Raw genomic sequence first — 13,140 nt, forward strand, 5'->3', positions numbered from 1 at the left:
TCCCCTCTGGCTGAACTGCCAGGCGCTTCGGCATCAGTCGAGCCAGTCTCCGTCGAGAAGGAAATCGCATGTCCGCATCGTCGTCATTCCGTCCTGCCCCGCGTCGCCTGCGTCAGCTGGCGGTCAGCGTGCCGCTGAGCCTTGTTCTGCTGGGCGGCGGAGTGCCGGCCCATGCTGAAGATGCGCGGCAGGGAGCCATGCCTGCCTCCTCCAGCGAATCGGCCAATGGCCTGCCGCTGGAGGAACTGCGCACCTTTGCCGAAGTCTTCGAGCGCATCAAGCGCACCTATGTGGATGAAGTGGATGACCGCACGCTGCTCAAGAATGCCATGCGTGGCATGCTGGCAGGGCTGGACCCGCACTCGGCGTATCTGGATCAGGATGACTGGCAGGACCTGCGCGAGAACACCGATGGGGAATTCGGCGGTATCGGCATCGAGGTCGGCATGGAGGAGGATGGCCAGCTGACCATCATCGCCCCCATCGACGACACCCCGGCCTCACGTGCCGGCCTCCAACCACGTGACGTGATCCTCAAGATCGACGACACGCCGATGGAGGGTCTGTCGATGACGGAATCCGTCAAGCTGATGCGTGGCGAGGAAGGATCGACCATTCGCCTGCTGGTACTCTCGGAAGGCGCCGACATGCCCCGCGAGGTCGTGCTCAAGCGGGCCATCATCAAGAGCAGCAGTGTCAGTCAGCGCCTGCTGGAGCCGGGATATGGCTACCTGCGCGTCAGCCAGTTCCAGAGCGCGACGGGCGATGAGGCGAAACGCGCCCTTGCGGAGCTGCGCGAGGAAAGCGGCGATGTCGCGCTGAAGGGTCTGGTGCTGGATCTGCGCAACAACCCCGGGGGGCTGCTGTCAGCGGCCGTCGAGATAAGCGACCTCTTCCTCACGAGCGGCCGCATCGTCTATACCGAAGGGCGCCTGCCGGACAGCGAGCTGTCCTTCTCGGCCAGAGCCGAGACACCGGCCGGTGATACGCCGCTGGTGGTATTGATCAACGGCGGGACGGCCTCAGCTGCGGAAATCGTCTCAGGTGCCCTGCAGGACCAGCGCCGCGCCATCATCATGGGCACCGAGAGCTTCGGCAAGGGCTCGGTACAGAACGTGATGCCACTGGGCAACGGCGACGGCCTCAAGTTGACCACGGCACTCTACTTCACGCCCAACGGGCGCTCGATCCAGGCAGAGGGCATCCGCCCGGATGTCGAGGTGGTGCGCGGACGACTGGAGCGCGACACGCGGCGTGATTTCAGCGTACGCGAGGCGGATCTCGACGGACGTCTCGACAATGCCAATGGCGACTCATCGACGCCTTCCAGCAAGGCACCGGACAGCCCGGTGGTCGCCGAAAGTGATTACCAGCTGGGGGAAGCACTCAACCTGCTCAAGGGCATGAACGTGCTGGGTCGCAGCGCGGCTCTCAAGGCCACGCTTCCCGCCACCTCGGAGCAATAGTCTCTCTTTCGCCGTAAACGACACGACCCCGCCAACTGGCGGGGTCGTGTCGTCTTTCGCGCGCCAATCGGCAGGTCTGCCATCTCCCGCCTGGCCTGTCGTCGTGCTAACTGTCACGTCCAGAGGTGAGCGCTCACTGTCAGCGTGGTCGGCAGCTCTCCGGCAACTCCCCACGCTCCCCCATCGCCTGGCGCATCAGCAGGCGCTTGAGCTCGACGCTGCCATCCACCCAGCCAAGTCCCAGGTTACGCACCAGGCGTACCCCCGGCTTTCGGCTGCCGAACAGCAGGCGGAAGCCATCCATCATCTTCAGCATCACGGCATTGTCGCTGCGCCGGCGTCGACGATAGCGCTTCAACCAGCGCTCATCGCCCAGTGCGACGCCGCGGCGGTGCCCATCCAGCAGTTCTTCCGCCAGCACGGCGACATCCATCAGGCCAAGATTGACCCCCTGCCCCGCCAGCGGGTGAATGGCATGCGCGGCATCCCCCACCAGCGCCAGCCCCGGCAGCACATAATCCTGCGCATGACGTTGATGCAACGGGAAGCTGAAGCGCTCGGCACTGTATTCCACCGTGCCGAGCTTTCCCTCGAAGGCTGCTTCGAGCTCATGACAGAAGTCCGTCTCGGGCAATGCCAGCAGGCGCTCGGCTTCCTGCGGAGTGGTGGACCAGACGATGGAGCAATGGCGCTGGGCGCCGGATGCCTCGCCCTCGGGATGTGCCAGGGCGGAATTGACCGCCAGCGGCAGGAAGGCCAGCGGCCCGGAGGGCAGAAAGCGCTGGCGGGCGACGCCCTGATGCGAATGCGCCGTGCGCACCGTGGTGACCAACGCCACCTGGCCGGTATCGTGCTCACGGGTCTCGATGCCCGCCAGCTCACGCAGACGGGAACGCGCCCCGTCAGCCGCCACCACCAGCCCCGCCGCGACACTGCTACCGTCGCTCAGTGTCAGGCTTGCTGCCTCGGCCCCCTCAAGTTGGTAAGCACTTACCACCAAGGCTGACCCCGTCCTGGGCAATCCCAGACCGCTGACCCGGACACCATAACGGCGCGTGATCGAGGGACACCGGGAAATCGCTTGCTCAAGCGCGGCCTGAGTGACCCGATTCTCGACGATGTGCCCAAGCTCCGACACGCCGCTTTGCTCGGCACTGAAGCCTATCTCGCCATTGCCTTCGGCATCCCAGACCTGCATGCCGGTATAGGGCATCAGACGACTCTGTGCGATGTCCTTCCAGACCCCCAGGCCGCTGAGCAATTGACGCGAAACCGGCGTCAGCGCACTGACACGCGGCTCCGGTGCCAGCGCCGGCTGCCAGTCGACGATGCCCTCGCGACCCTCGATCAGAAGGACGCGCAGGCCGCCCTGCCCCAACAGCAGCGCCAGCGTGGCGCCGACGATACCGGCGCCCACGATGGCGACATCCACCTCATGCGGTGCATCCAATCTCCGATGCTCGTTCATGCCTGCTCCCTTGTATGACGCCTGTCGCGCGTCGCTCTCCTGGCGAGAGTCTCGTGAATCCGGCGGCGATTTGGTCACTCATCGACACCACCCTGTGGCGCAATCCTGAGGTGCAATACACGACATCGCTTGGCCCGTTGGCAAGTACTCGCCACGCCTAGCGCTCAATGCCCATCGAGCGCCTTGCCAGCAGGCGCTTGAGCGGTGACACCAGATTCAGGCCGATCAGCCCTGCCGCCCGAGCATGCCCCAGCCAACGACTCTCGACGCCGAACAGGCGGATCAAGCCATCACTGAACAGCACGACATTGTCGCGGTCCGCGCCGCGCCGCGACTCGAAATCACTCAGCACGCTGACATCGCCAGCGGCATCACCACGTGCCTGTCCCGCCGCGATGGCGGCCACCAGATCCGTCACGCCGCGCAGCGCCAGATTGAAGCCCTGCCCTGCCACCGGATGCAGCGAGTGAGCGGCATTGCCGAGCACCGCAAGTCCGGGACGTGTCCCCTCGCTGGCACGTATCAACGACAAGGGATAGGCATGGCGCTGCCCGACCCGCCGGAAACGGCCGGCCCGCTCGCCGAAGGCAGCCTGAAGCGCCTTGAGAAACTCGGGCTCCGGCATGTCCATCAGCGCAGCCGTCTCGTCAGGAGAACGCGTCCAGATCAACTCCATTCGACGGCCACCCAGCGGCAGCAGCGCCATCGGTCCTTCGCTGGTGAAACGCTCATAGGCCACCCCCGCGTGGGGCTGGCTCATCTCGACGGTGGCGATCAGCGCCTGTTGTTCGTAGGCATGCGTCTCGCTATGGATGCCGAGACGCTCCTTGAGCCCCGAGCGCCCGCCATCTGCCAATACGGTCAGTCCCGCCTCGATCAGGCGACCATCCTCCAGCAGCAGGCGGTGCCCCTGCGCACTGACGCTGATCTGCGCCACGCGTGCCGGGCAGTACCAGGTCAGCGGCAGTTCCGCCAGACGCCGATGGAGCACGCGCCCCATCCAGGCATTGGGGATCACATGCCCCAGCGCGGGAACCCCCAGTTCCTCGGCCCGCATGCGTGTGGCCCCGAGATGGCCGCGCTCGCTGACATGGATGGTACGAATCGGCGTGGCGTGCTCACGCATCGCCTCCCACAGCCCGAAGGCGATGAAGCGCTGGCGTGAACCGGCAGCGATGGCACTGGCTCGCGCATCGAAACTGGGCTGGAAACGCCCGGTATCCTCCGCGGGAGGCAAGGGATTGGCCTCGACCACCGCCACGCGCAGCCCATCCTCCTGCTGCCCGTTCATCAAGGGTGCAAGGGCACAGGCCAGGCTCGCGCCCACCAGGCCACCACCGATGATGACGACATCGAATCGCTCCGGCGCAGACGTTACCGGGGATGCTGCCGCTGGCTCACTCATGATGTCAGGCTCCTTCGCGCATCAGTGCCTCGATGGCCTCGACGGATTTGGGAACCGTGGCGCTCAGCACTTCGTGCCCGTCCGCGGTGACCACCACATCGTCCTCGATGCGAATCCCGATCCCTCGATACTCGGCTGGAATGTCACTGGCGTCCGGCACATAAAGCCCCGGCTCGACCGTCAGCACCATGCCGGGCAGCAACGGACGCGGCTCACCGTTCTCGCGGTAACTGCCGACATCGTGCACATCCAGTCCCAGCCAGTGCGAGGTGGAGTGCAGATAGAAGCGGCGATAGGCCTCATCGGCGATCAACGCCTCCACTTCACCTTGCAGCAGGCCCAGTTCGACGAGGCCGGCGGTCAGGTCATGCACCACCTGTTGGTGAATGCCCACCAACGTCGCTCCCGGCACCACGGCGGCCACTGCACGTTCCTGGGCCTTGAGCACGATCTCGTAGAGACGCTTCTGGGGCTCGCTGAAGTGGCCATTGACGGGGAAGGTACGGGTGATGTCGCCGGCATAGAGTGCGTACTCCGCGCCAGCATCGATCAGCACCAGCTCGCCATCGATCAGCGGAGCACGGTTCTCGATGTAATGGAGCACGCAGGCATTCACGCCACCACCGACGATGCTGGTATACGCGGGTGCCGGGGCGCCCTGCCACTGGAATTCATGCTCGATCTCGGCCTGCAGATGATACTCGTGCAGCCCGGGGCGGCTGGCCCGCATGGCACGGATGTGGGCGCGAGCGGAAATCTCCGCCGCGTGACGCATCAGCGCCAGCTCACGCTCATCCTTGATCAGGCGCTGCTCATGCAACAGCGGGGCGAGGTCTTCAAAGGCGACCGGCGGGCGGGCACCACGACGCACGGCCGCGGCCAGCTCCTCGCGCAGCGATTGCGCCAGCGCCAAGGCTTCGTCGTCCTCGAACAGCACGAAGAGACGCCCACGGCCATCCAGCAGACCGGCCATGACATCCTCACGCTGATCATTGGTGAAGGCCTGGTCGAATCCCGCCTGCGTCACGGCCCCTTCGGCACCGATACGGATACCGGTCCAGGCTTCCGCCAGCGGATCCTTTTCCTGACAGAACAGTACGCTCTCGCCTTCCGCGCGCCCCGGCAACAGCAACAATGCCGCTTCCGGTTCCGGCCAGCCGGTCAGGTAATGAAAGTCACTGTTCTGACGGAAGGTGAACCCACTGTCACGATTGCGCTGTGCCAGGCCGGACGACAACACCAGTACCGCGGCATCACTAGGCAGCTGCGTCATCAGACGCTGGCGACGCGCCGAGAAGTCATCAGCAGTCAGCGCCGCCGGCGCAGGCAGGATTTCAGGGACGATCATGGCGTTCTCCGTCGGGGTCCGTGTCGGGCAGGCAAGTCATGGCCTGCCCGACACGAATCAGAATGTGGCGGGAAAGGACGAGGCTCCCGAAGGGACAATCCTTCCCGAAATGGGGTCGGCCGCCGGGTATTGCGAGCGGCAATCTGCCTCACTCAGTGAGTGTCGTTGCGCGAGCTGACCCCGAGACTGCCTTCAAGTCCGCCTTCCGGCAACTGATCGTCACTGGGCTTCTCGACGTCCGGGTTGCCCGGGTGCTGCTCGGTATACAGCAGCAGGGCCGCCATGCGCACGTGGTCGGCCAGCGCGAACAGATCCGCCTCGTCCTCGGCATTGTCGTCATCCAGGTCCTCGGCGTTGGCCAGGCCGCTCGAGATGGCCTCGACATCGCTCAGCGCATCACGCAATGCCTGGCTCCAGCCCTTGCGGACCTCGCCATCGACGCCTGCCAGCTCTTCCTGGAAGCCCAGCGTCCACTCACGCAGGCTCTGGCCACGCTCGGCCAGGGAGAACATGTCGTCCGGCAACAGCGGCTCGAAGCTCATCTCGCTGGCCGCCAGGCGCTCCTGGTTGCGCGTGCGCCAGCTGAGGAACACCTCGCCCGCTTCACGGGTGGCCGGTTGCTCCACTCCCAATGCGGCACAGACGCGGCTCAACCAGTCTTCCGCGCTGATGTCATCCATCGCCAGGGCAGCGACCAGCTGTCCATCAAGGAAGGAAGGGTTGTTCAGGCTGCCGTGAACCAGGAACTGGTCCGCGACGAGAGAGAAGTCGAAGGTATCGTTGATGATGGCCATGGTGCGGGTCCATTGAGTCGGTGAGAAAGGCATCGGCAATCGACGATTACCGCTCGAACCCTGAGCGCCATGCTGGGTGACAGCCGCACTGCGCAGCGCGTTGACCCTCCAGAAGCGGCTCTCTATAGTGGCTCGAGAATGCCCCCATCTTACCGCACTGGCCCTCCTTCTGGCTTGCCGTCCTCACTGCGAGGTGACGCCCAGTCAAGGACGCCGCCGTCAATCAGGACGACGCCGGACATGGCCCGAGAGGACTGACATGAGCGACTCCACGACTCCCCGCAATACCACCGAGATCAGCCTGCTCGGCCGCAGCTATACCGTCAGCTGCCAACCCGGCGAGGAAGATGGTTTGACCCGTGCGGCGGCCTACCTGGATCTCGCCATGCAAGGCATCCAGCAACGTGGCAATACCATCAGTGCCGACAAGGTCGCCCTGATGGCCGCGCTCAACATCTCTCACGAACTGATCAACAGCCGCGACAGCGAACGCGCCATGCAGCAGGATTTCGAGACACGCCTCACGGCGCTGGATCGCCAGCTGGATGCGGCCCTCAAGCAGGTACCAGCCGAGTCTGTCCAACGTGCGAAGGCGCGTGCTGATGAAGCAAAAAACGCTTGAGAATCAAACAACTGATAAATTTCAGCAACAGTCTGTTCCCGACAGGATTAAGCCTTGGGCCGGCAGACGGGGTTTGGTAGACTGAAGGAGTTCTCTGGGGTGTACGACAGTTGCCGATGTCCCTCGAGCTTATAAGCTATTCCCAGGGAGTCCACTGCGCAGTGCTGTGTGCATGTCCGTGCGTCGGAAAGCCTGATGCGCTGCGCGGGACTACCCACCTTGAACCGCTGGGTTCAAGGGCCCCCGGTAACACCGGCACCTTGGAGAACCCTGTCTGACGGAGAATGTCAGGCATGCTCAAACCCCCTGCGGCTCGCGCCGCCCTCGCGAATCACTATTCGCCTCCCTCGCTTTCACGTGATGTCACGCTCTGGCCATTGTCCAGCGAGCTTGATCACCCCACTGCGGATCGCCGCGCCCTGAGACGCTTGCTACGCCAACGGCGACGCCAGTTGACGGCCCCCGAGCGCCGTAATGCCGAGCAGGCCCTGTTGCGACGACTGAAGCGTCTGCCGGAACTGCTGCGTGCCCGGGACATCGCCCTGTACCTGCCCAATGATGGCGAGATCGACGCCACCCGTCTGTGCCGATGGCTGCAACGTCGGGGAGCACGCGTCTATCTACCGGTCCTGCGACCCTTCGCGGTCAACTCACTCTGGTTCGTCCGCTACGACGACCATACCCCACTGGTGAGCAATCGCTTCGGCATCGCCGAACCTGACACGCGCTTCGGAGCCCACAAGGGCCGACGCCTGCCGGCCTGGGCATTGGATATCGTGCTGATGCCGCTGGTGGGGTTCGATGAGGCTGGCGCACGGATCGGCATGGGGGGCGGTTTCTATGACCGCAGCTTCGCCTTCACCCGTCGCGCCGGGCCAAGACCGAGGTTGATCGGCCTCGCCCATCACTGTCAGAAGGTGCCGGCCTTGCCGGTACAAGCCTGGGACATACCGCTGGATGCCATCGTCAGTGATCGCGAGATCGTGCGCCCAGGCCGCAGGCATGGGAACACATCGTCATGATGCTCACGCAGGGCAGTCACGCAGGGGCGGTCAACGGCGCCAGCATGTCGCGGGCGTGCTCGGACTTGAGGGGGAGCAGACGTGCCTGGAGATCAAGGAGAAGAGCGGGAGGGAAAAGAGGGCAGAAAGGCAGAGCGCGAGAACGACTCTCCCTCTGAAAACGCCACTGCCGCCCGAAGGCGGCAGTGCACGATTCAGGAACCCATGACGGTCTGGGCGTAGCCGGTGGCGACGACACCAATCCCGAAAATGAATACCAGGGCCATGACCAGATCGGGCTTGCGTTTCATGAGAGCGGGCTTCTTCTTATATCGTCAGTGGCTTTCGCGTGACGGTTGTCGATGACTGTCTTCCTGACAGTGCCCACGATGATAGGCATCTGACCTGCGTATGACAATCACCATGCAGCCGTATGAATGAACGTTTTTCCACGCTTGCATTTCGCGCTGCAGGCGAGGGCTGGCAAGGCCTGGAGGGAAAACAACGTTCGATATCTCTGACGCCACACCTGAGTACAAGTCATCAGTCATGCCATTCACCATCATGACGAGAAAAGCCCCTGCTCTCAGACGAGAACAGGGGCTTTTTCATACTGCCAATCATGAATGCCATCCGCCTGATGCCCACTTGATTCAGAGCGACCTCATCCAGGCAGGCGAGGCATGGCCGACATCATGACAGGAAAAGGCGATAGGCCGGATTGTCGCTTTCCTTCCAGAAGCGATAGCCGATCTCCGCGAAATACTTCTCGACCTCGGCGCGATCCCCATTGGGCACCTGCATGCCGATCAGGACTCGCCCATGGGACGCGCCGTGATTGCGATAGTGGAACAGCGAGATGTTCCAGTCCGCAGGCAGATGGGTCAGGAAGTTCATCAGGGCACCAGGACGTTCCGGGAACTCGAAGCGATAGACCTCCTCCTCGAGGTCGCTGCTGGTGCGCCCCCCGACCAGATGACGCGTGTGCAGCTTGGCCAGCTCGTTGTCGGTGAGATCCTCCACCGCGTAGCCCGCCTCACGCAGCTTCTCGACCACCGCTGCGCGGTCTTCCCCGCCCGGCTTGACCTGAACACCGACGAAGACGTGCGCCTCCTCCGGGTTGGCATAGCGGTAGTTGAACTCGGTGACCATGCGCTTGCCGATCACCTTGCAGAACTGCTTGTAGGCCCCGGGGCGCTCCGGCAAGGTGACCGCCAGAATGGCTTCCCGCTGCTCGCCGAGCTCGGTGCGCTCGGCGATGTGCTGCAGGCGATCGAAGTTGGTATTGGCCCCGGAGTTGATGCAGACCAGCGTCTGCCCTTCCGCGCCAGTCTGCTGGATGTACTTCTTGAGGCCCGCCAGCGACAGAGCGCCGCTGGTCTCTGACACGGCGCGCGTGTCCTCGAAGATATCCTTGACCGCCGCGCACATCTCATCGGTATTGACGGTGATCACTTCATCGACGGTATGGCGGATGATCTCGAACGGCGCCTCGCCGATCTGCGCCACGGCCACTCCCTCGGCGAACACGCCGACCTGGTCCAGCACCACACGCTCGCCGGCCTCCATGGCCGCCTTGAGGCAGGCCGCATCCTCAGCCTCGACACCGATGACACGAATGTCCGGACGCAGATACTTCACGTAGGCCGCGACACCGGCAATCAGGCCACCGCCGCCCACCGGCACGAAGATCGCATCGATCTTGCCCGGGTGCTGACGCAGGATCTCCATGCCCACCGTCCCCTGCCCGGCGATCACGTCCGGGTCATCGAAGGGCGGAATGAAGGTGTAGCCATGTTCTTGCATCAATGCCTGGGCATGCGCGAGCGCCTCGGGAAAGGCATCGCCCTTGAGCACCACGCGTGCGCCGCGTTCACGCACCGCCTGCACCTTGATCTCCGGTGTGATACGCGGCATGACGATGACGGCCTTCACGCCCATCAGCTTGGCTGCCATCGCCAGCCCCTGGGCATGGTTGCCCGCCGAGGCGGCAATCACGCCACAGGCCTTCTGCTCATCGCTCAGCTGCGCCATCTTGTTGTAGGCGCCGCGAATCTTGAAGGAGTAGACGGGCTGCAGGTCTTCCCGCTTGATGAAAATCTGGTTGCTGAAACGACGTGACAGCATCGGGGCTGACGAGAGCGGGGTTTCATGGGCGGCTTCATAGACACGAGCCGACAGGATTTTCTTGACGTAGTGTTCGAGCATTATAGGAATGTCCTGATGTGTCGCAGCGCGGGCCGCATGGGTGCGACCGAACCCCCATTGTTATCAGACCGCCGGCGAGAGCGTCCAGCGCCATCGCGACGTTTGCCGTTATAATGTGGCGTTTTCTCGCGTTGCGTCGCCCGACTCGCTTCCTGTCTGCGCATCTGGTTGCCGTGCAGCAGCATGAGGCACAGACACGTCGGGATACGCGCCAGGCACCCTTGCCGACGCGATGACCGCCACTCTCCACCCCTGCCCCACCGACCCGAGGTATGACATGACCCAGGATGAGCTGAAGCAAGCCGTGGCCCGCGCTGCCCTTGATGAGATCCGCCCGCTGCTGAACCGCGACACCATCATCGGCGTCGGCACCGGCTCCACCGCCAACCTGTTCATCGATGCTCTGGCGGAGGTTCGCCACGACTTTGCCGGCGCCGTCGCCAGCTCCGAAGCCACTGCCCAGCGCCTCAAGGGCCACGGCATCGACGTCTACGAGCTCAACCATGTGGGCACCGTGCCGGTGTACGTGGATGGTGCCGACGAGATCGATCCGCGTCTGGCGATGATCAAGGGCGGTGGTGCGGCGCTGACCCGCGAGAAGATCGTCGCGGCCTGCGCTGAGCGTTTCGTGTGCATCGCCGATGGCTCGAAGCAGGTCGACATCCTCGGTGGCTTCCCGCTGCCGGTGGAAGTCATTCCGATGGCACGTTCCTACGTCGCGCGCGAACTGGTCAAGCTGGGCGCGGACCCGGTCTATCGTGAAGGCGTTCTGACGGACAACGGCAACCGCATCCTCGATTGCTACAACTTCCTGATCGAAGACCCGATCACCATGGAAGCCCGCATCAATGCCATCGTCGGCGTCGTCACCAATGGTCTGTTCGCCGCCCGTGGCGCCGATGTACTGCTGGTCGGTCGCGAGACAGGTGTCGAGCGCATCACTGCCTGAGGAGGCTCGCCTGATGACATGGAAGATCACGCGCCACCTTGGCACCCGAGGCCTGTCGCTTCTGGCCGCTGCCCTGCTCAGCCCGGTGCTGATGGCAGACAGCCTGCCGATCAGCTCTCCGACGACCATCACGCTGGATAGTGGCGTCAAGGTGCTGCTCAAGCCGGACCACAGCTGGGAGTATCTGCTGGAAGTCTCCGACGAGCAGAGCCCACGCTCGACGCTCGGCAGCGCGACGATACCCACCTCGTCCGCCCTGCCGGTGGTACCCGCGAATACGCCCGCCGCTGGCGATGCAGGGCAACCAGTGCCGGCCCGCGCCAACGTCTCTGCTCCGGCTCCGGCTCCGGCCCAGGCACGCCTCAATGCCAGCGCACTGGCCAATCCGACGCTGCTGAGCGAGGGACATCGTGATGGGGTCGTCGCACGGCTGACCGCCGTGGACATCGACGATGGCGACGCCGTGCTGCGCTTCGAGATCCAGAACACCGCCGGGCAGAACGTCATCGCCACCCGGGCAAGACTGCGTCTATATGGCGACGATGGCCGTCTGCTGGCGACGCGCGAGGCGCCGCTGTGGGTCGGCGAGTATCGGCTGCCCGAGACCTACCTGCGCCCCGGCCAGACCCGTGAGGGACGCAGCGTGCGCATCGCCCTGCCGGACGGCAGCTGGTCCCGCCAGCTGGTGCGCGTAGAAGTCAGCGAGGTCGAGTTCCGCTAGTCAGCAGGTGTCAGCTTCCAGGTGTCAGACGCCAGAGCAGCCAGACGAAAAACGGGAAGCCCTGAGGGGCTTCCCGTTTCTGTTTGCGCGCCGGTCGCTCATCGAGAGCGAAGCGGTGATCAGAACTTGTAGTTGATGCTGAAGTAGTTGCCGAAGCCGGTGGTGTCCTGACGCACGCCGGTGGCGGTGGAGCCATCGGTGAAGAACGCCATGTTGTTGTAGTACTTCAGGCCGTAACCCACCGCGAAACGCTGGGTGTGGTAGTAGATGCCGTTGAACCACTCCATGCTGTTGATGCTGCGACCGTCCTGGCTGCCCACTTCATCGGCATCGAACTTGTAGTCCAGATAGCCCTGATAGGCGATGAAGCTACCGTCCTCGAAGTTGACGAACGGCTTGAACCAGTTGGTGGACGCCATGTAGCCGTCCCACTTGCTCTCGTCTTCACCGCCGTAGTTCTCACGCACGTAGCGGGCGTAGAGGTTGAAGCCCATCTTGCCGAACCATGGCACCTGCACATCGCTGCCCAGACCGACATAGTGCTCCCACAGACCGCCGAATGCGCCGTTGTCACCGATGTTGGTGACGGTGGCGATGTAAAGCTCGTCCACCGGGCCGAAGGACAGGTCGTGACCGGTCATGGCGTCCAGCGAGAAGCGCGGGGCCAGCTTGGCGAAGAAGTTGTCGCCGCCATTGAGGTCATCCGAGCTGTCATCGAAGATGTCGAAGAAATCGACATAGCCGTAGAGATCGACGATGCCCGAACGGCCTCCGAATTCCATTTCCAGATAGGTATCTTCACTGTTGCGGAACGGCAGACGGTTGTCCTCGCTGCGCATCAGATTGAAGGTCAGCCACTTGTAGTCATTGGCGTGGATGTCGCCATTGAAATCGGTGGCCTGGGCTGGCGCGGCAGCCGTCAGGAGGGTAGTGGCGGCCAGTGCACTGGCCGCGACGGTCTTGAGCATAGTCATCGCGAAATGATCCTGTCTTGAGTAATCAACTGTTCTGAATTGTTGTGGTTATTGCCCGTCATGAACGACGTCTGCCATCAGCGTCGCCCCATGCCGCCCGCTTCGTCGTCGGGCTGCGCCGGATTTGCAAAGGGCGCGATGTTAGCACTTCCTCGCAAAAACGATAGGGCGACGTTTGGCGGAT

General features: G+C 63.7%; 11 protein-coding genes and 1 other RNA gene. 6 read left to right on the forward strand and 6 right to left on the reverse strand.

The features are described 5' to 3' along the window. Positions 1-68: 68 nt before the first annotated feature. Complete coding sequence (locus tag BFX80_RS17370) at positions 69-1,466, forward strand: S41 family peptidase (RefSeq protein WP_084209534.1); 1,398 nt, start codon at positions 69-71, stop codon at positions 1,464-1,466. Between the two features lie 139 nt (positions 1,467-1,605). Here the strand turns inward: BFX80_RS17370 and BFX80_RS17375 are convergent, their stop codons facing one another. The 4 genes from BFX80_RS17375 to BFX80_RS17390 form a co-directional block, all read right to left on the reverse strand. Next, on the reverse strand, positions 1,606-2,934 hold the full coding sequence (locus BFX80_RS17375) for a UbiH/UbiF/VisC/COQ6 family ubiquinone biosynthesis hydroxylase (protein WP_084209535.1): 1,329 nt from the start codon (positions 2,932-2,934) through the stop codon (positions 1,606-1,608). Positions 2,935-3,091: 157 nt separating this feature from the next. Beyond that, positions 3,092-4,339, reverse strand: a complete 1,248-nt coding sequence (ubiH, locus tag BFX80_RS17380; protein WP_077379683.1) for a 2-octaprenyl-6-methoxyphenyl hydroxylase — start codon at positions 4,337-4,339, stop codon at positions 3,092-3,094. 4 nt (positions 4,340-4,343) lie between these two features. After that, positions 4,344-5,687 (reverse strand): Xaa-Pro aminopeptidase, encoded by a 1,344-nt coding sequence (gene pepP / locus BFX80_RS17385; protein WP_394327511.1) that lies wholly within the window; start codon positions 5,685-5,687, stop codon positions 4,344-4,346. A 152-nt stretch (positions 5,688-5,839) separates the two neighbouring features. After that, positions 5,840-6,481 (reverse strand): UPF0149 family protein, encoded by a 642-nt coding sequence (locus BFX80_RS17390; protein WP_077379685.1) that lies wholly within the window; start codon positions 6,479-6,481, stop codon positions 5,840-5,842. A gap of 259 nt (positions 6,482-6,740) precedes the next feature. Here BFX80_RS17390 and BFX80_RS17395 point away from each other — a divergent pair, with 259 nt between their 5' ends. The 3 genes from BFX80_RS17395 to BFX80_RS17405 all read left to right on the forward strand — a co-directional run bounded on the left by BFX80_RS17395 (position 6,741) and on the right by BFX80_RS17405 (position 8,125). Further along, on the forward strand, positions 6,741-7,103 hold the full coding sequence (locus BFX80_RS17395) for a cell division protein ZapA (RefSeq protein ID WP_077379686.1): 363 nt from the start codon (positions 6,741-6,743) through the stop codon (positions 7,101-7,103). Between the two features lie 88 nt (positions 7,104-7,191). Continuing rightward, positions 7,192-7,374, forward strand: a non-coding RNA gene (gene ssrS / locus BFX80_RS17400) — 6S RNA. Between the two features lie 22 nt (positions 7,375-7,396). Further along, positions 7,397-8,125: a 5-formyltetrahydrofolate cyclo-ligase gene (locus BFX80_RS17405; RefSeq protein WP_084209536.1), complete on the forward strand. Its 729-nt coding sequence runs from the start codon at positions 7,397-7,399 to the stop codon at positions 8,123-8,125. Positions 8,126-8,797: 672 nt separating this feature from the next. Here BFX80_RS17405 and ilvA read toward each other — a convergent pair. Beyond that, positions 8,798-10,312, reverse strand: a complete 1,515-nt coding sequence (gene ilvA, locus BFX80_RS17410; RefSeq protein ID WP_077379690.1) for a threonine ammonia-lyase, biosynthetic — start codon at positions 10,310-10,312, stop codon at positions 8,798-8,800. 277 nt (positions 10,313-10,589) lie between these two features. On the opposite strand from ilvA, the gene rpiA reads away from it, so the two are divergent. Together rpiA and BFX80_RS17420 are read left to right on the forward strand one after the other, a co-directional pair. Further along, the gene (gene rpiA / locus BFX80_RS17415) at positions 10,590-11,261 is read left to right on the forward strand and encodes a ribose-5-phosphate isomerase RpiA (protein WP_077379692.1); all 672 of its coding nucleotides are present in this window, start codon (positions 10,590-10,592) and stop codon (positions 11,259-11,261) included. Positions 11,262-11,274: 13 nt separating this feature from the next. Next, positions 11,275-11,982, forward strand: coding sequence for a DUF3157 family protein (locus BFX80_RS17420; RefSeq protein ID WP_167593071.1), 708 nt, complete (start codon positions 11,275-11,277; stop codon positions 11,980-11,982). 119 nt (positions 11,983-12,101) lie between these two features. Here BFX80_RS17420 and BFX80_RS17425 read toward each other — a convergent pair whose 3' ends face one another. Further along, on the reverse strand, positions 12,102-12,956 hold the full coding sequence (locus tag BFX80_RS17425; protein WP_077379697.1) for an outer membrane protein OmpK: 855 nt from the start codon (positions 12,954-12,956) through the stop codon (positions 12,102-12,104). Positions 12,957-13,140: the final 184 nt, after the last annotated feature.

The organism is Cobetia marina, assembly GCF_001720485.1.
GTDB lineage: Bacteria > Pseudomonadota > Gammaproteobacteria > Pseudomonadales > Halomonadaceae > Cobetia > Cobetia marina.

What these genes read in the sequence shown, in the direction of transcription:
- BFX80_RS17370 (WP_084209534.1), top strand. Translation starts at nt 69, where the DNA reads ATGTCCGCATCGTCGTCATTCCGTCCTGCCCCGCGTCGCCTGCGTCAG.
- BFX80_RS17375 (WP_084209535.1), bottom strand. Translation starts at nt 2,934, where the DNA reads ATGAACGAGCATCGGAGATTGGATGCACCGCATGAGGTGGATGTCGCC.
- ubiH (WP_077379683.1), bottom strand. Translation starts at nt 4,339, where the DNA reads ATGAGTGAGCCAGCGGCAGCATCCCCGGTAACGTCTGCGCCGGAGCGA.
- pepP (WP_394327511.1), bottom strand. Translation starts at nt 5,687, where the DNA reads ATGATCGTCCCTGAAATCCTGCCTGCGCCGGCGGCGCTGACTGCTGAT.
- BFX80_RS17390 (WP_077379685.1), bottom strand. Translation starts at nt 6,481, where the DNA reads ATGGCCATCATCAACGATACCTTCGACTTCTCTCTCGTCGCGGACCAG.
- BFX80_RS17395 (WP_077379686.1), top strand. Translation starts at nt 6,741, where the DNA reads ATGAGCGACTCCACGACTCCCCGCAATACCACCGAGATCAGCCTGCTC.
- BFX80_RS17405 (WP_084209536.1), top strand. Translation starts at nt 7,397, where the DNA reads ATGCTCAAACCCCCTGCGGCTCGCGCCGCCCTCGCGAATCACTATTCG.
- ilvA (WP_077379690.1), bottom strand. Translation starts at nt 10,312, where the DNA reads ATGCTCGAACACTACGTCAAGAAAATCCTGTCGGCTCGTGTCTATGAA.
- rpiA (WP_077379692.1), top strand. Translation starts at nt 10,590, where the DNA reads ATGACCCAGGATGAGCTGAAGCAAGCCGTGGCCCGCGCTGCCCTTGAT.
- BFX80_RS17420 (WP_167593071.1), top strand. Translation starts at nt 11,275, where the DNA reads ATGACATGGAAGATCACGCGCCACCTTGGCACCCGAGGCCTGTCGCTT.
- BFX80_RS17425 (WP_077379697.1), bottom strand. Translation starts at nt 12,956, where the DNA reads ATGACTATGCTCAAGACCGTCGCGGCCAGTGCACTGGCCGCCACTACC.